The sequence below is a fragment of the Synechococcus sp. A15-60 genome, from assembly GCF_014280095.1.
Lineage (GTDB): Bacteria > Cyanobacteriota > Cyanobacteriia > PCC-6307 > Cyanobiaceae > Synechococcus_C.
In genome coordinates this window covers 1471290-1487111 of record NZ_CP047933.1, presented here as the reverse complement: position 1 = coordinate 1487111, position 15822 = coordinate 1471290, and the positions used below count along the sequence as shown (strand labels likewise).

Sequence of the window (15822 nt, the reverse complement as noted above, 5' to 3'; positions counted from 1 at the left end):
ACGGCAGCCTCTGCTACCAGCGTGCCAGAAGAATGGCTCTAGCCTAAAGCGGTTTTCAAACGCTGTGTGACCTCTTCCTCCCACGATCTTCTCGTTCATGGATCCGGTCAGGCTCCAGTGCAGCAGCAAAGCACGGCTTCACTCGCTGCACGTGAACCGGCACGGATTCTTGTGGTCGAACCCCACCCGACCCTACGAACGGTGCTCGTTCAGCGCCTTCGCCAAGATGGTCATCTCACGGCTGCCGTTTCATCCTGCGAAGAAGCGCTTGAGCTTTGTCAAGAACAAGCTCCAGACCTGTTGGTGAGCGCTGAGTTGCTTGAACACAGCTCAGCCCTCAGGCTGGGTCAGCAATTGCGTTGCCCCGTGATTGTTCTGACAGCAAGAAGCGGAGCTGAACCGGTCGTTGGCCTCCTGGACGATGGAGCCGATGACGTTCTCCGCAAGCCGTTTGGTCTAGAAGAGCTTGCAGCCCGTTGTCGCACGCTTCTCAAGCGCGGGCGGAGTGGCCTGCAGGAGCGCGTGACTGTGGGGCCCCTGGAAGTGCATCTGCTGCTTCGACAAGTCACGTTGCGAGAGCAGCCCGTTGAACTCAGCCCCCGCGAATTCGCCTTGCTTTGTGCCCTCTTGATGCCGCCGGGGATGGTGCGCAGTCGTCAAGAACTGCTCCGCATGGCGTGGCCTCCGTTCAGTGGTGGACCCCGATCTGTGGATACCCAAGTGCTGACGCTGCGTCGCAAGCTCGAGCAGGCTGGCCTCGGTGAAGGTGGCGGAATCACCACAGTCCGCCAGCAGGGCTATCGATTCAGCCTCGACAATTTGCCGGAGTAGCGGATCTTTTGCTGCCTCCTGCTGGGTGAGGCAGGACCTGATGAGGATTGGTCTCTCGGGATGACACCTCATCCGCTTCCGATTGGTCTTGTTGTCGCGGATCAAGTTCAACCCGCGCCCGTTCATCACCATCAACGGAGGTTGAGGCAGTGGCTCGCCATGTACTTGCCATGCCCGATGACCACGGCTAGAACAAATGTATTGGCAATGGAGTGATGCTCGCTCAGTCTTTTTCAGGCAACCCGGCGCCGGAACCTGTCTTTCTGAATGTCAGGCCAGGTCAGCTGGTGATTGTCCAGAACGAGGCCACGCCTGGGTCTCAGTGCAGTCAAGATTGGTGGATGGGCCAGGTTCTCCATTGCACGGGTGGCGCGAGAAACCCCAACAACCACAACCTTTTCCAGATCATCGACGTTGACGACGGGATGATCCGCTGGGTGAACGCTGATCTCGTCAGCCATATCCTGCACAGCCTTGATGGGCTGCATGAGCGCAAGCACGCAATCGATGACTGAGCAGGTGTTGTATCCAGCATTGGCTTGATCAGCCTGGAACGCCCATGGGAATCACCAACCATCTCTGCTGAAGGGCTATCGCAACGGCCACTTCGATCACGAACATTGCCAAGGAGAGACTGAACAACAACTGATACGTCCAAGGAGGTGTCAGCCGTCCAATCGATGCCGTGTCAAGACCTGTTTGCAGCTGAACAATCGACAGGAATCGATCAAATCGTTCCAGTCGCTGTGGAAGCAGTCGGTGGCCATGTCCCACAGTTTTGATGTAGTAAACAGTTCCTCCCTGGCTGGTGCCGACAGGCACCAAGCGTTTGACGTCTTTCCATGGCAGCGACCAGCCACGACGCAGCAGCCAACGGCACCAATCAGGATGCCCCACTTGAATCCCTGATTGATCAACTGAGACCTGTTCGCTGAGCATGGCCAACACCAAGGCCAAACCAACGGGGGCTGCAATCCAAAGCAGGGGCTGCAGATCCTCAGGGGCCATCAGGGGTAAAGGGAACACCAGGGCTAGATATACACAGACCAAGGTTCCACGAATCAATGGTGAAAGTTGAAATCGTTCTCGCACAGATTCGTTCATGGATTAGCGATCCTCCGGGGAGCCTGGTTGAGGCTCGATCACCTCATTCGGCCGGTAGTCGCCATTGAAAACTTCGGCTTCTCGACCTTTCCAAAATTCACCGAGACGCATCAGATCGGCATGCGCTTCCTGCAAAGCTCGAAGGTATTGCTCCGGTGGCATCTGATCGCGTGACTCTTTGAGCTTGGTGAGGCGGAGCATCTGTAGCATCCAGGGCTTGCTCAGCTCGCCACGACTTTCCAGGTAGCGGGCTAGATCAGCAGAACTGGGTTGCGGTGCCGAAGCCATCACGTTCAATCTGACGTCGAAACCTTAAACAGACCAGTTGCCAGGATGCGATGTCCGCTTAGGCCGGAAGCGCCCAGGCGTTGAGGCCGAGATCAGCTCCAATCCGGTGGCTGCATGCATAACCACTGAAGGCAACAGCATTGAGGCCTTGACCGGGGAAACAAGAGTCACCAACGCAATACAAACCGCTTAAACCAGTTCGATTGAATGGCATGGGCAGTAGTCCGGGCAATTGCGAAGCCGGGATCGGTCCATAGGTTCCACCCATCCGGCCAAGGAAACGGCGGTGTGTGCGTGGTGTCCCAATTTCCTGGAGCTCAATCGCGTCTCCAAGACCCGGAAGGATGGCTTCAAGGCGTTTGACCAAACGCGCAGCATCCTGTTCTTTTTTGCGCTTGTAGTCCCTCGGTGACAACTTTGACCATGGCTGGATGTCACTCATCGTGAAGGTGTGAACGATGTGCCGGCCTTCAGGTGCAAGCGAAGGATCGAGCAACGTCGGAATCGACACGAAGATCACCCCCTGCTCAGCTTCAAGATTGTCCCAGTCCTCAAGCAGCAAGTGGTGACAGTGGAACCCGTCAGGAATGACATCGGCACGTACACCCAGATGGAGTGAAAGAAACGAGCTCGATGGTTGGTAGCGCTTGCGCCAAGTGGATTCAGCTTTGGGGGTGTGTTCGCGGTTGACCAGGGTGCGTTGGGGAGAGCCTTCTCCGGCAAAGGTGTCCCAGCGGGTGGCATTGCTAACGATGCGCTTTGCCTGGATGGTGTCTCCGTCGGCGAGCCGTACACCAACAGCCCTTCCGTTCTCCACGAGTACGTCAGTGACACGGGATCCGTAGCGAATTGATCCGCCGTGAGCTTCCAGCCCTGCAACCAACTTCTCAGCGATTTTGCCGACACCGCCCTTTGGATAATTGATTCCACCGGCGTGGCGATCTGAGAAGACCATGCCGGCATTGATCATCGGCGTTCTATTAGCCGGCATCACAGACCAACAGAAACACTCCATATCGATCAAGCGCAGCAGCTCCTGATCACGGATGTGTTTGCGTGCCACATCGCCAACATTGAATGGCAACCATCGCGCCAGGCCGAGGCAGGCGAGCGGAGCTTTGAAGAACACTTTGGCGAGATAAGCCGGATCTTCTAGTGACAGCAAAGGCATGGCATCCAAACAGCGGAAGACCTGCCAGCAGGTGTTGTAGAAAGCTCGAATGCCAACGGCTTCATGAGGAAATTGATCGCTCATGCGGGCGATAAAGCCGTCGTAATCCCGATCCACAGCCATGGTGAGCCCATTGGGCAAGTGGTATTCCAGTTGCACAGGATCAGGAATGGTTTCACACGACTGCCCCACATCCGCAAGCGCGCGCGTAAGCAGGTTGGTGTGGCCATGCTCGCCGAAGCCAAAGATCATTGAAGCGCCGACATCAAACGTGAAGCCATCGCGCTTGAAGCTGCCTCCGGAACCTCCAGGGATCAGATAGCGCTCGAGAACCAGCGTCTTGGCCCCTTTGGCGGCCAATTGGGAGGCGGTGACCAGTCCTCCAATTCCGGACCCGATCACGATCACATCCCATTCAGGGTTCGCACTCACGGTCACGCGTCAGCTCTATCTGAGCTTCAAACCCTAGGAGGCCCCAGCAGCTGTGATGGGCGGTGTTGCCGTCAGGATCTCTTCTTCCGCTGATGCGCCTGCAGCCTGACTCAGGGCCGAGGTGAATCCTCGAAGAGGCTCTCGCAATACCACCAGCACAAGGAGTGAATCAGTGCACTGACAAGAACGCCGATCTGGAGAGAGCGACGCTCAATCCAACGATCCTCAAACCGGACAGGCGACAAGAGCGGAATTGTGCTGGTCCGCGGCTAACTGAAGATCCTGCAGCGCTCTATCCCGATAAGCCCCATAGCGACGCCTCTTATCGCGAATGCGTTCCGGCAACGCGGGTAGGAGGCCGAAATTTGGAGGCATTGGTTGAAACTTGCCAGATGGTGCTTCGCTAATGAAATGGGTCAATGCGCCAATCATGCAGGTCGGTGGAAGGTCGATGGTTGCTTGACCCTTGGCCAGCCGCGCAGCATTGGTGCCAGCCAGCCAGCCACCAGCAACAGCTGCGGCGTACCCCTCGGTGCCTGTGATCTGTCCGGCAGCAAGCAGACGTTCTCGACGCCTGAACTGAAGCGTTGGCTGCAGCAGTTCTGGAGCTTCCAGAAACGTGTTGCGATGCATCACTCCAAAGCGAACAAACTCTGCCTGTTCAAGGCCTGGAATCATGCGGAGCACACGCTTCTGCTCTCCCCACTTGAGATTCGTCTGAAAACCCACAAGGTTCCAAAGACGACCGTCCTTGTCTTCCTGCCGTAACTGAACGACGGCGTAGGCACGCTTGGCTCGCCGAACATCACGATCATTGACGTCACCCCAGCGTGGATCCCACAAGCCAATCGGTTTGAGCGGTCCGTACCGCATCGTGTCCTCACCGCGTCGGGCGAGTTCTTCGATCGGTAAGCATCCCTCGAAGAACGTGGCGTTGTCCTTCTCGAAATCCTTCAGTTCAGCTTGCTCAGCAGCAAGCAGTGCATCACGGAACGCGTGATACTCAGCCTCATTCATCGGGCAATTGATGTAGTCCGCATCGCCTTTGTCGTATCGACTGGCGCGGAATGCCCTTTCCATGTCAATGGTTTCACCATCAACGATTGGGCTGGCTGCATCGAAGAAATGACAGTCATCACGACCTGTGAAGGCACGCAGGTCTTCGGCAAGGGTTTCACTCGTGAGCGGTCCAGTAGCCAGCACCGTGATCTGATCCGACTCCGGCAAAGTCATCTGTTCACGCCTTTCGACGGTCACAAGCGGGTGCTGCTCGAGAGCCAAGGTGAGGGCAGCGCTGTAACGCCCGCGGTCTACAGCCAAAGCGCCTCCAGCTGGAACAGCGTGTGCGTCAGCAGTCGTGATGACTAGAGACCCCAGGCGTCGTAACTCCTCCTGAAGCAAGCCAGCGGCTCGATCGCTGCTTAAGGCCCCAAAGCTATTGCTGCAGACCAACTCTGCAAATTCACTGCTGTGATGTGCCGGTGATCGCCTCAGTGGGCGCATCTCGACAAGACGAACACGCACTCCAGATTGTGCGACTTGCCACGCTGCTTCAGTGCCAGCAAGACCGGCACCGATAACAACAACGGAAGCTTCGTCCAAAGCGAGCAATGACAATCAATCTCAACCCTATCGATCGGTCGAGACAGAGACCTGAATTCAGGCGCGGCTGCGCTTCAGCATCATTTGAAGCTGGCCCACAGCAGCCCTGCTGATGTTGAAGGCTGCCCAGCCCAGTGCCAGAAGGATGGGGGATGCCACGAGGACGAGCCGAAGATCCATGGTTTGTGGGGTTGGTGGGGTGATCTTAAAGACTGCGAGCACCGCTCACGACGGTCAGGGTCAGACCGTTTGGTTTTGCAGCAATTTTGACCAAGCTTCAGCCAATTCGGCGTAGTGCGCTGCATGGGCGCGCTGGTGATTCACGTCTTGGTCTGTGAGAACCCTTTTCACTGTTGCTGGTACCCCAGCAACGAGTGAACGAGGAGGAACATCGCGGGTCACGACAGCGCCAGCCGCAACGAGGGATCCTTCCCCGACCGTGACGCCATTCAGCACAACCGCGCCGATCCCCACGAGGCAACCGTCTCGCAACGTGCATCCGTGCACCACAGCACGATGACCAACAGTGACATCAGAGCCAATCAGCACAGGTTGGCCAGGATCGCCATGCAGTACTGCCCCGTCTTGCACGTTGCTGCGTGGACCAATCTTGATAGGAGCCATGTCTGCTCTGGCAACTGCTGTTGGCCAAAGGCTGGATCCTGCCGCCATCTGCACGTCGCCCATGACAACAGCGGAATCCGCTATCCAAGCCGTGGGATCGATGCGCGGTGTTGCGGTCAAAAACCCGGCTCGCGCTGGTGGAACGGTCATGGGAAGGACGGACCTTGACTGCAGAAGAGGATCCAAGGGAGGGCTGACAACCCTGCGGGACCAATCCCCGATGATCACTGGAATTGAACAGTGTGATGCCCGACACGCTTAATCAGTTCAAAAACTTTCATTTCGCTGGATGTCACCCCTAGCAGCAAGCCGAGGAAAACCGTCGGGAGGGCCTTCCAAAGGAGTGTCGAGCATCGGCGCCAAATCATTCAGTGAGGATTCACTTGGAAGAGGGCTCGCCTGGGTGATACGTTTCAGGTGTGCCTGACGGCATGACCTGACGTGGAACGTTGTTCCATAGGGCAGGAGGGTCGCTAGCTCAGCGGTAGAGCACTCGGCTTTTAACCGATTGGTCCTGAGTTCGAATCTCAGGCGACCCATTCTTTTAGTCCTTCGCCCATCATGGAGGGAACTCTCACCTCGCTGATGGACGGCCAAGCACGTGTTGCTGTCGTTGACGATGACCACCGCCTGCGAACCCTGATTCAGGAAGAACTCATCGATGAAGGTGTGCTGCCGATTCCATGCACTTCAGGAGAAGAGCTTCTCGAACTAATCAAACAGGATCAGATTGATCTGATTCTTCTTGACTTGATGATGCCAGGCATGGATGGCATGAGTTGTTTAAGAGCTCTTGAAGGCATATCGTGCGGGGTCCCCATCCTCGTTGTCACAGCCTTGAGTGACGAGATCAAGCGCGAGGAAGTGATGAACCATGGTGCATCGGAATATATTTTGAAGCCAGATCTCTTTGAACGATTGCCAGACCTTCTCAATCAATATCTTCCAGGTCGGAGCTAATATCAGCGTTTATTACATTAGGGCTCGGGAAGATGATTGAGATTTTGATGCCGCGGCTCTTTTCAGAGTCATGATTGTTTTCCAGGCTGGCTTTAACCGTTCCGTTCATTCCCGCCACAAGTGCTTTCACAACAGCTAGCCCCAGGCCACTCCCCTCCCCAAAAGTGGGATTCCTGTTTTCTTCAAGTTTGCTGAATCGATCGAATACATTTGTAAGGCGAGAATCGTCAACTGCAAGGGTGCCACCATCAGTCACGAGCAGATCAATGCAGTCGTGATGAAACGATCCATGAATCATAAATGGATTCGTGCCGCTGGTGAAACGCTGACTATTGTCGAATAAGTTATTCATCACTCTGCCAAAAGCTGAATGATCAAGCTCAACCTCACGAGCCATGCATTGCTCTGATATTGATAGCTGAATCAAACTTCTTTTTTCTTGATCGAGAGAATCAAGCCATAGCTCAATAAAAACTTGGAAAGGGTGGCGTTCGAATGACCATGCAAATTGGTCGGTGTCAAGTTCAGAAAGAACAACAAGCTTGTCGACTAAGCCGACCATTCTCTTCGTTTCCGAGCGAACATCCTCAAGAGGGCGGAGCATCGCATCGTCGAGCTTAGAGAAGCGTGAAAGCCGTTTCAAGTTTCCACTGATAATTGCTAGAGGAGTGCGCAACTCATGAGCGAGTTTATTAATGAAGGACCTCTGTTGCTGCAATGCTTTCTCAAGCGGATCTAAGTCACGGAACACAATTAAAAGATACGGCTCATTGAGCTCGGTGATTGGTTTCCAGCTCACCATCCGCTGCACAGCTGTTGATAGAGATGAATCATTGACTAGCAAAGGTTGAATTAGCAGCAGCATCTGGCCGTCACCAAGCTTGGCTTGGGATAGCGGGTGTTGGTAATCTTCATGGGACAAATCTCGTTGATCGGGATGTCGAAAAGTAGCGACCTGTTGGAATCGCTTTCCAATAACCTTCAGTGCTAGACCGTTGCCGAACCATTGAGCAGCAGCACGATTTACCCAGCGAACATGGTGATGCTCATCAAGAATGAGCATGGCTTCTTCAGTAGCATCAAAGGCCACGCGAAGAAGGCCCAAAGACTGGCGCAATTGCACAACAAGTTCATTGGGTTCGCGATTCCTGTTATCGGGTTGATCAGCAGCCATAGGGGCCCTCCAAGGGCCTCAGGGTTGCAGCAAAACTCCAACCATCTTGATCATCTTTTTCAGCAACAATAAAATGTTCACTCTTAATGACTGAGCCATTGGCGCATATTGTTGCTAATTCCAAGGGATGATTAACAACTTCTGAAGTCTCAGTCAGTTTGAAACGCGCAAAACCAGCGTGATGCAGCTCTCTGAACTGCTGAGGTAAGATTAGTCCAATGGTTTGACCGATCAGCGCATCATCCCATCCATAAATCACCTTAAAACGATGATTGAATTCAACGACTAATCCGTTTGAATCTGCCCTGATGAAGGGGAGGTCGTGACGCTCACGTAGAGCTGCAACTGCACCAGGCGTCCAATCCATCGAGAGCGACTCTTTCGTCCCAGACTAGGCATTCAAAGCCAACTCAACTACGCGCTAGCTCATGAAGCTCTTCAAGGTCAAAGCCGGGGTGTGGAATTGCTGGGCAGAGCAGGTGCTTCGGGAGCACTCTCTGACACCATGCCAAGCCCTCTCATCGCCTGAATATCACCCCTGTTTAGCGACCTAGCGGGCGACAGTAGTCGAGAATTCATTCAATATCACTTCACCCTGGGCTGACTGAGAACTCGGTGCCCAACCCTTGGCGCGGAGAATGGTCACCCTGTATTTGGTGCTCACGTACAGGCGCACCCCACCCCAGAGCGCCCTCCAGCGGAAGAGTTCAGCTCTTCATCCGAAATCACTTCTTGGGCTTTCTTTATCTCTTCTGCAGACATTGTGAAGCCTGCCTCCTCGGCAATGTCCACAATGGTGTTGGGGTCGGTGACGCCTGAAGTTTTTGTTGAAGTGTTGGGTCTGACTGAATGGCCTCCCAGAATGCTTTCAGTAGCTCTTCTGATATGAGAGGGTGTGGAGTTACTGCCTCGTTATAGCAACGGTTGGAAAACGTATCTGGTTTTAATAAAAAAGCCTGCTAAGTGTGGCTAATGGTGCCAGCTATTGGAGGCTGGTTTGTTGACTTTTGATGGTGATCGAAGCAATAAAAGTCCTCTGTTGCTGCCGGGGTTTGAGTATGTAAGTTCAAAAGCTCCAGCCTTAAAAACTTACACACTTACAGGTCCATTATTATTCCAGCACCTACGACCTACCAGGGCTCCGCAGGTCTGGGTCCCCAAAGGCTTCCCTCCCGCCGCATCTTCCAACTCCTCTTCAGAAATCTCTGATTGAGCCTTCTTCAAGTCATCAGCAGAAATACTAAACCCAGCATTTATCGCAATCGCAGCAACAGCATTGGCATCAGCAGCCGCTTTGAGCTTTTCCTGAAGGCTGGTGTCACCTTGGACCTTCTCTAGAAAGGCGTTGAGCTGCTCTTCTGACATGGGAGCGCACGGAGCTACAGCCTGGTCATAGCAATGGTCGGCAGTAGTGTCTGTATCTAATAAAAAAGCCCGCCAAATGCGGGCGATGGTGCCAGGTATTGAAGGCTGATTGATGAGTTTAATCAGACGATTGAAGCAATAAAAACACTGCAGCAGAATGCATTTACCGCTTCACTACTGCACCTTACTGGGTGATATTTGTTTGTATTTATATGCCTGCACTCCCTAAGCACCCTAACGGTGAGTGAAAATAACACAAATGCCGCCAGCCGCACCGCTCAGCTGTTCATCTTCCGAAAGCTCAGCTTGAGCTTTCTCTAGCTCCTCAACAGAAATCGTAAATCCCGCTTCCTTGGCAATGTCCACAACCCCACCAAGGTCTGTGACCCCTTGCAATTTTTGCTTAAGCGCTGAATCCGCCTGAGTAGCTTCCCAGAAAGCCTTGAGCTGCTGTTCTGACATTGGTGTGGAGGGTGTATGTGCCATGAATAGCAGCATTAGTCGTCAGGTGAAGTTCCTAAGGACACAATTGGCTTGATGAGCAGATTTGAACAATATTTAGTGCCAGGTATCGGAGGCTGATTTGTGGGATTAGTCAGACTATTGATGCAATAAAAAACTCCTGTCAAGCAGGGGCTTTTAGGGCGTAGCCTTAGTAAATGCAGTCTTCATAGGGACGGACATTGCACGTTTGTATACCAGTTCGATTTCCCCTCTGCCCCCCAGCTGCACCTTCCAGCTCCTCGTCTGACAATTCTACCGATTGCACTGATTGAATATCTTCTGCGGTAATTGCAAAACCTGCGCCTTTAGCAATTTCAATAGCGGCTTCAGGAGTGGTTACTGCATTGAGCTTTTCCTGAAGGCTGGTGTCGCTTTGGACCTTTTCTAGAAAGGCTTTGAGTTGCTCTTCTGACATAAAATACAGTGAATACAGGCTTAGAAGTAAGAGTTTTATTGCTCCTCTGTCTTTATGCTGACGGGTCAAGAAAATGGATTCTTTCGTCAATCCAGTTGTTAACTGACTGTTCATTCACGCCTCTACCACCACTAACACCCTTCAACTCGTCTTCGGCCAACTCTTCCTTGAGCTGCTCTGCTTTAGCCGGCTCTTCCTTGACTTCCTGCTTCTTGGACTGTTCTTCGATCATTGGAGTGAGTGGAGCTACAGCCTGGTCATAGCAAGGGTCGGCTGCGATGTCTCTATCTAATAAAAAATCCTGCTTAATGTGGGCGATGGTGCCAGGTATTGAAGGCTGATTGAAGGGGTTAGTGAGACTATTGAAGCAATAAAAAACCCCTGTCAACGCAGGGGCTTTTGGAGCGTAGGATGCATTCAGGGGTGCTGCACTACCTTTATTCACCAGCACACAGTTATTCCCCCACCATGTTATCTTCTCCCTTACTGTATCCCAGCACACAGTTTCTTGGGTGCCTTGACCAACCGCCAGCTGCACCTTCCAGCTCCTCGTCTGATACTTCTCCCGGTGCCGATTGCATTGATTGAATATCTTCTGCGGTAATTGCAAAACCTGCGTCTTTAGCAATTTCAATAGCGGCTTCAGGGGAGGCTGCAGCTTTGAGCTTTTCCTGAAGGCTGGTATCGCCTTGGACCTTCTCTAGAAAGGCATTGAGTTGCTCTTCGGACATTGGAGAACATGGAGCTACAGCCTGGTCATAGCAACGGTCGGCAGCAGTATTCAGCCCTTGTGCGTCAATGCTCAGGCAGGAATTAGCTGATCTCCAAAACAAGGTGAATTGCCGATATTCATGCTGCCGTCAGGGCAGGTTGTTCGGAACCAAATCGCCGAATCTGCATTACGTGCTTGACCCAAATAGAGCGCACCAGTCAGGTCCGCAAATCTCAGGTTTGCCCATTCCAGGTCCGCACCCCCCAGGTCTGCCCATCTCAGGTCCGCCTCCCACAGGTCCGCACGCCACAGGTCCGCGTTATCCAGGTCCGCACCCCTCAGGTCCGCACCCCTCAGGTCCGCACGCCACAGGTCCGCACGCCACAGGTCCGCACGAGTCAGGTCCGCACCCCTCAGGTCCGCACTTATCAGGTCCGCACGCCACAGGTCCGCACGAGTCAGGTCCGCATCCCTCAGGAACGCACTTATCAGGTCCGCCTCCCTAAGGTCCGCCCAGCTCAGGTTTGCATCAACGAGATTTCTCTCTACGCCATCTGGGAACCATTCAGGGCGCCATCTCACACCCCATCCTTGATAAGTGGTCGGAAGGCTTTAGGCACCAATGATCTCGTCGTCTTTTGCCTCTTTGCCAAAGAAGCTTTCAAGAGGCCCGATCAGGGAGTCGGTGAGGGTCCCTGGCTTATCGCAATCACAATCTTCTGGTTTCTCTATTGGCGTCGTCTCTGAAAAGGGATACGAATCGAAGTAGTAGAACCAGTTGGCATTTGCCATAACAGGCAACAGGCAATCAATAGCGATTTGATAGCAGTGTTGGATGACTGCTGAAGCCGATTGTCAGCTAACGGGCTTGGGTCTGGCTGGAAGCGGCATCGACTGCTCAAACGCTCTGGGCTGAGCCACTAAAGAGCCACTTGCGCATCGGTCGCATGCCAGGGCAACGACCCCATGGCTCAGCAACCACGTTCCGCAAAGCTGCCACCACCAGCAATGGCAGCGAGAGCGACGATGTCCAGCTCGAAATCATCGAACTCGTCGTCCTCATCCATCTGCTTGAGGAAACCCTTCACCTCTTCCACCGTGAGGGTCATGCCCTTCTCAGCGGCAATGTCCACCATCCGCTTGAAGGACGCTTCAGGGTCTGCAGTGAACAGTCGATACAGCTCTGCTTGCACCTCTCCTGGTACTGAATCGCGGAGTGCTTTGAATTCGTTGAGGGTTGTCATCGGTCAGCACGAGCCTTTGCCAGTGAGAGTGCCACCAGCGATGGCAGCAAGGGCAACCGCATCCAGTTCGAAATCATCGAACTCGTCATCGTCATCCATCTGCCTGAGGAAGCCACGCACCTCTTCTGAGGTCACCGTCATTCCTTTCTCAGCAGCGATCTCCACCATGCGCTGGATCGAGGCATCAGGGTCTGAGGTCATCAGCTTGAACAGCTCACCCTGCACACTCATCGGCACCGCATCACGCATTGCCTTGAACTCTTCCAGCGTTGCCATCAGCGGATCTGCAGCGTGACTCCGTTGTAGCCCTGATGCGGCAACAGTTCAGTCACCCGGTTTGGTCAAGGCCCACCAACGACATTGCCTCCACTCTTTTTGTCTTCCAGGACTGCCATCAACAACGTGTGCAGCTGCACGCAGGACTTGTCCTCTTCAGGGTCCAACGGCATCTTGCCTGATTGAAGCGATCTGCACTTGTCCATCAGCTGTTTCATGCCGGTGGCTCTGATGGTTCCGCCAGGTTCAATGTCAAACACCTCTTCATCAGAAGGCCAGACAAGATCCTTGGCGTTTGGCTGCTGAGCGCAGGCAAGCGGAACAAGGGCAAGAGCAACAATTGCAGTGGATCGAAGGCGCATAGACCATTTCCCAGCTGTGCTCGAACAGTGCCATGCTGACGTAGTCGTGGAATTCGACCCGAGTCACTAGTGCTGGGAGGCGAGTAATTCTTGGTCAAAGTTGAGCTTCGTGCAGCAAAGATTCCAAGCCTTGTAGGAATCTTCGCTGATCACTATTGGCTGCTGGTATTTCGTTCTGTTGACTGTAGCCAGCTTCAAAAATGTGACAGGTGGGAGGTGTGGCAACAAGCCAATCAGAACAAAACTTGCTGGGGGCATCTTCACAAGAATCTTCTGCCTCCATATCAAGGAGTGGGAAATGGTTCGTCTGTATGTATTCAACAATGGAGAGACGACCAGGCTTTGTCGATTATTGAAAAAGTTGAAACGTCTCCATGGACCTATCCTTTTACTGATCGATACAGATACTGGCCAGGCCCGAATAGCAATACTTTTGCCCAGTGGATTGTTCGAGATAAGACAACCCTCGGTATCAGGGCGATTGGCAGAAATTTTTCAGTACCAGAACAACATCAAGCTAAGACAAGCCAGACATGGCTTCGCTAAGGGCAAACTGCCGCTGCTCGTTCATCCGGTAGGCGGTCCCCACCTTGACCCTGAGCTGGTTCTCAGTCCTCTCGCCTACTTAGCTGCGTGTCTATGGCTTGGCATTGGAGGCGACTGACTTAGGGAGTGACAAACCAGTGCCAACGGAATGTCTGACACACGAAGGAAACCCATCGCAGCAGCTGGTTTCGGCCAGATCCCCTTCAACGCCTACTATGTGGCGGTAGCGGGGCGTGGCGCAGCTTGGTAGCGCGGGTGCTTTGGGAGCACTAGGTCGCAGGTTCGAATCCTGTCGCCCCGACTTGGATCTCAGCGAGCAGAGAAGACTCGCTGTCCCGAGAGGGTCAGCCACCACTCACAACCTCGGAAGCCGAAGAGCAGGGTGATACCACGATTATCGACCCCCAGGGGTTGGCCAGTAAGGGGAACGGTCCAGATCGAGGACTTACCTGTGAAATTCCACTTGGCATCTTCAGGAACAGCTACACCTTGATGGCAACCAGTTAAAACTGACTCAGGCAGGCTTAAGCTGATACTGACCACCAAGATGCCCTGACTTCTTCAAGGGGGGTTTCGGCAATGGCGAAGTAGTCAATATCCAGTAATGGGTCAACGATGCAGGATTTGCCTCGTTGAATAGCCTGGGCAACTCTGTCGATGCCATCAACTGATGAGAGAGCCTTGCCAAACTTGTCAGCTCCATAAAAGGAATGGAGTAGGCCAGTTTCTAAAATACTGATCGCACCAATAAATCCCAGTGTGACTCCAGGAAATTGACTAGAAGAAGCCATGAATGCTGTCACTTCTAATTCTCCAACTGGGGTGGTGTCATAGCCAGCGATTAAGTGAATCCAGTCATGGTGTGCCAGGGAGGAATTGCCAGCACCAAGCTCCCCAGGAAGTTTAAATCCTCTTGTTTGGTAAAAGTCCCATAATTGCCGTCCCAGACTCCCTTGTGGGAAGTTTTTTAAGTTGTCCCATTTTGAATATTCGTCGGGATCTTCTTGAACGCATAATCCATAGGCGTGGTCGCCGTATTTTCGGATAAGATTCTGGAATACTGGGTCATCTTGATGATTGCCCTCTCCAATCCAGTTATGCCGATAAAAATCTGATGTTGCTTGTGTAATGGCATTGTTGGCCAGCTCTCGTGAAAGCTTCAGCAGCTCGGTGTCGCATTCCAGTACTTGAGACCATTCATCAATGGCATTGCTCAAACTTTTGGGAATTGGACTGCAAAGCATTTCAAAGGCGATCAGCAACTCAAGCAGCTCTTTTTTCTCGTTGGAGCTATGAAGCTGAGCTGCTGCACCAGCGGCATCTACCGCGGGGTGTGTATTGAAGTCGATGTCAGCATCAAGAAGCTTTAAAAACAGAGCATGGGCTAGTGCTTCTTGGCTCTGGACATACCAGGTGCCATTGGGTCGGTGGACATCAACCAACGCAGAAGCCAAAAGGAAGGCTTGTTTGGGGGAGTTGTGGATTAAGAACATGTTTTGTTTCTTTATGGCGTAACCGTACCGCTGATCATGGGCGTCTATGTGCGTCTCAAGCGCCAAGGAATCAGAACCATTGAGCAGCTGACAAAAAATCGAGAGTGGACTCGCCTCCCAGGCATTGGCGAAGTCACAATCGCGCTAGTGAATGCTGCACTCGAGGGGATGGGCAAGGCTGAATACTCTGCCACTGACCTGACCTGCACCGTCCTGTACGGTCAGCCCTGCGAGCAATGTTGCGAACGAGTCATTCAGGACCGCACCAAAGCCCTGTGACTCACAAGAAACAGTCACCGTCTGTTAAGCGCTGGCACGCAAACGCCACGCAGCTTTGGGTGGCACTGCCGTACAAATGGTTTTGATCAACGAGGAGAAGGATCGTCTCAGACTGCGAGTGCGCTGATTGCAACGCTGAACAACCTCTAAACGCTTGGCGATTCGGTCCTGGCTGAAGTGCAACTCCGACAAGCGAATGCGGGAATGATCGATCTGCTTCGGTCTTGATTTGTTTTGTGAGGAATCCAATCCTTTGCTAGTCATGGTCTGACTGATGTTTTCAGGATCATGATCAAAGTCAGGACCTCTCTTTTTTTTGTCGCGCTGTTCTTGAGCGCAATGAGTGGAGTTGCTATCGCAGAGTCTGGCTCCGCTACCGTCCAAGCGATGAATGAGGAGGTAGCTAAGAATCGTGCTCTCTCCAAAGTCCCCCAAGGCTC

General features: G+C 53.1%; 23 protein-coding genes, 2 tRNA genes and 1 pseudogene. 6 read left to right on the top strand and 20 right to left on the bottom strand.

The genetic code is table 11. The features are described 5' to 3' along the window. Positions 1 to 66 precede the first annotated feature (66 nt). Positions 67 to 831 carry a response regulator transcription factor gene (locus SynA1560_RS08210; protein WP_370523140.1) on the top strand — a complete coding sequence of 255 codons (765 nt, stop codon included), beginning with the start codon at positions 67 to 69 and terminating at the stop codon, positions 829 to 831. A gap of 215 nt (positions 832 to 1046) precedes the next feature. Then, positions 1047 to 1346 carry a DUF3104 domain-containing protein gene (locus tag SynA1560_RS08205; protein ID WP_186468853.1) on the top strand — a complete coding sequence of 100 codons (300 nt, stop codon included), beginning with the start codon at positions 1047 to 1049 and terminating at the stop codon, positions 1344 to 1346. A 28-nt stretch (positions 1347 to 1374) separates the two neighbouring features. On the opposite strand, the gene SynA1560_RS08200 is transcribed toward SynA1560_RS08205, so the two are convergent. The 6 genes from SynA1560_RS08200 to SynA1560_RS08175 all read right to left on the bottom strand — a co-directional run bounded on the left by SynA1560_RS08200 (position 1375) and on the right by SynA1560_RS08175 (position 6202). Further along, entirely contained in the window at positions 1375 to 1935 is a 561-nt protein-coding gene (locus SynA1560_RS08200; protein WP_186500098.1) for a hypothetical protein, read from the bottom strand. Between the two features lie 3 nt (positions 1936 to 1938). Further along, on the bottom strand, positions 1939 to 2223 hold the full coding sequence (locus SynA1560_RS08195) for a hypothetical protein (RefSeq protein ID WP_186468851.1): 285 nt from the start codon (positions 2221 to 2223) through the stop codon (positions 1939 to 1941). A 58-nt stretch (positions 2224 to 2281) separates the two neighbouring features. Next, on the bottom strand, positions 2282 to 3826 hold the full coding sequence (gene crtH / locus SynA1560_RS08190; RefSeq protein ID WP_186501619.1) for a carotenoid isomerase: 1545 nt from the start codon (positions 3824 to 3826) through the stop codon (positions 2282 to 2284). A 225-nt stretch (positions 3827 to 4051) separates the two neighbouring features. Further along, positions 4052 to 5443, bottom strand: a complete 1392-nt coding sequence (trmFO, locus tag SynA1560_RS08185; RefSeq protein ID WP_255476885.1) for an FADH(2)-oxidizing methylenetetrahydrofolate--tRNA-(uracil(54)-C(5))-methyltransferase TrmFO — start codon at positions 5441 to 5443, stop codon at positions 4052 to 4054. Positions 5444 to 5485: 42 nt separating this feature from the next. Further along, entirely contained in the window at positions 5486 to 5608 is a 123-nt protein-coding gene (locus tag SynA1560_RS08180) for a photosystem II protein Y (protein WP_186468849.1), read from the bottom strand. Positions 5609 to 5668: 60 nt separating this feature from the next. Beyond that, positions 5669 to 6202, bottom strand: a complete 534-nt coding sequence (locus SynA1560_RS08175; RefSeq protein WP_186468848.1) for a gamma carbonic anhydrase family protein — start codon at positions 6200 to 6202, stop codon at positions 5669 to 5671. Between the two features lie 317 nt (positions 6203 to 6519). Here SynA1560_RS08175 and SynA1560_RS08170 point away from each other — a divergent pair. Then, positions 6520 to 6591: transfer RNA gene (locus SynA1560_RS08170), tRNA-Lys, on the top strand. A gap of 22 nt (positions 6592 to 6613) precedes the next feature. Continuing rightward, the gene (locus SynA1560_RS08165) at positions 6614 to 7012 is read left to right on the top strand and encodes a response regulator transcription factor (RefSeq protein WP_255476884.1); all 399 of its coding nucleotides are present in this window, start codon (positions 6614 to 6616) and stop codon (positions 7010 to 7012) included. Here SynA1560_RS08165 and SynA1560_RS08160 read toward each other — a convergent pair. The 13 genes and pseudogenes from SynA1560_RS08160 to SynA1560_RS08105 form a co-directional block, all read right to left on the bottom strand. Beyond that, on the bottom strand, positions 6984 to 8186 hold the full coding sequence (locus SynA1560_RS08160; protein WP_186500097.1) for a histidine kinase dimerization/phospho-acceptor domain-containing protein: 1203 nt from the start codon (positions 8184 to 8186) through the stop codon (positions 6984 to 6986). The two genes, SynA1560_RS08165 and SynA1560_RS08160, sit on opposite strands and share 29 nt — an antisense overlap. Further along, a complete protein-coding gene (locus SynA1560_RS08155) occupies positions 8176 to 8553 on the bottom strand; it encodes a PAS domain S-box protein (RefSeq protein ID WP_186500096.1) in 378 nt (125 codons plus the stop codon). The genes SynA1560_RS08160 and SynA1560_RS08155 overlap by 11 nt, the downstream gene beginning before the upstream one ends. Before the next feature lie 293 nt (positions 8554 to 8846). Beyond that, positions 8847 to 8987: pseudogene (locus tag SynA1560_RS13970) on the bottom strand (Nif11-like leader peptide family RiPP precursor); the annotation flags it as partial. Further along, positions 8930 to 9058, bottom strand: coding sequence for a hypothetical protein (locus SynA1560_RS13965; protein WP_370523228.1), 129 nt, complete (start codon positions 9056 to 9058; stop codon positions 8930 to 8932). The gene SynA1560_RS13965 and the pseudogene SynA1560_RS13970, both read right to left, overlap by 58 nt. 217 nt (positions 9059 to 9275) lie before the next feature. Then, a complete protein-coding gene (locus SynA1560_RS08145; protein WP_186500093.1) occupies positions 9276 to 9551 on the bottom strand; it encodes a Nif11-like leader peptide family natural product precursor in 276 nt (91 codons plus the stop codon). A 234-nt stretch (positions 9552 to 9785) separates the two neighbouring features. After that, entirely contained in the window at positions 9786 to 10013 is a 228-nt protein-coding gene (locus tag SynA1560_RS08140) for a Nif11-like leader peptide family natural product precursor (protein WP_186500086.1), read from the bottom strand. A 190-nt stretch (positions 10014 to 10203) separates the two neighbouring features. Continuing rightward, the gene (locus tag SynA1560_RS08135) at positions 10204 to 10470 is read right to left on the bottom strand and encodes a Nif11-like leader peptide family natural product precursor (RefSeq protein ID WP_186501618.1); all 267 of its coding nucleotides are present in this window, start codon (positions 10468 to 10470) and stop codon (positions 10204 to 10206) included. A 52-nt stretch (positions 10471 to 10522) separates the two neighbouring features. Then, the gene (locus SynA1560_RS08130; protein WP_186500084.1) at positions 10523 to 10915 is read right to left on the bottom strand and encodes a hypothetical protein; all 393 of its coding nucleotides are present in this window, start codon (positions 10913 to 10915) and stop codon (positions 10523 to 10525) included. Between the two features lie 10 nt (positions 10916 to 10925). Beyond that, on the bottom strand, positions 10926 to 11201 hold the full coding sequence (locus tag SynA1560_RS08125; protein ID WP_186500082.1) for a Nif11-like leader peptide family natural product precursor: 276 nt from the start codon (positions 11199 to 11201) through the stop codon (positions 10926 to 10928). 71 nt (positions 11202 to 11272) lie between these two features. Then, positions 11273 to 11764 carry a pentapeptide repeat-containing protein gene (locus SynA1560_RS13960; protein WP_186500074.1) on the bottom strand — a complete coding sequence of 164 codons (492 nt, stop codon included), beginning with the start codon at positions 11762 to 11764 and terminating at the stop codon, positions 11273 to 11275. A gap of 389 nt (positions 11765 to 12153) precedes the next feature. Further along, positions 12154 to 12426 (bottom strand): hypothetical protein, encoded by a 273-nt coding sequence (locus SynA1560_RS08115; RefSeq protein ID WP_186500072.1) that lies wholly within the window; start codon positions 12424 to 12426, stop codon positions 12154 to 12156. Positions 12427 to 12429: 3 nt separating this feature from the next. Next, positions 12430 to 12702, bottom strand: coding sequence for a hypothetical protein (locus SynA1560_RS08110; protein ID WP_186500071.1), 273 nt, complete (start codon positions 12700 to 12702; stop codon positions 12430 to 12432). Positions 12703 to 12767: 65 nt separating this feature from the next. Beyond that, positions 12768 to 13064, bottom strand: a complete 297-nt coding sequence (locus SynA1560_RS08105; RefSeq protein WP_186500069.1) for a hypothetical protein — start codon at positions 13062 to 13064, stop codon at positions 12768 to 12770. A 90-nt stretch (positions 13065 to 13154) separates the two neighbouring features. Here SynA1560_RS08105 and SynA1560_RS08100 point away from each other — a divergent pair, with 90 nt between their 5' ends. Next, entirely contained in the window at positions 13155 to 13610 is a 456-nt protein-coding gene (locus SynA1560_RS08100; protein ID WP_186500068.1) for a DUF3750 domain-containing protein, read from the top strand. A 227-nt stretch (positions 13611 to 13837) separates the two neighbouring features. Then, positions 13838 to 13911 (top strand) — tRNA-Pro (locus SynA1560_RS08095). 223 nt (positions 13912 to 14134) lie between these two features. Here SynA1560_RS08095 and SynA1560_RS08090 read toward each other — a convergent pair. Beyond that, complete coding sequence (locus SynA1560_RS08090; protein WP_186468836.1) at positions 14135 to 15169, bottom strand: hypothetical protein; 1035 nt, start codon at positions 15167 to 15169, stop codon at positions 14135 to 14137. Positions 15170 to 15822 lie beyond the last annotated feature (653 nt).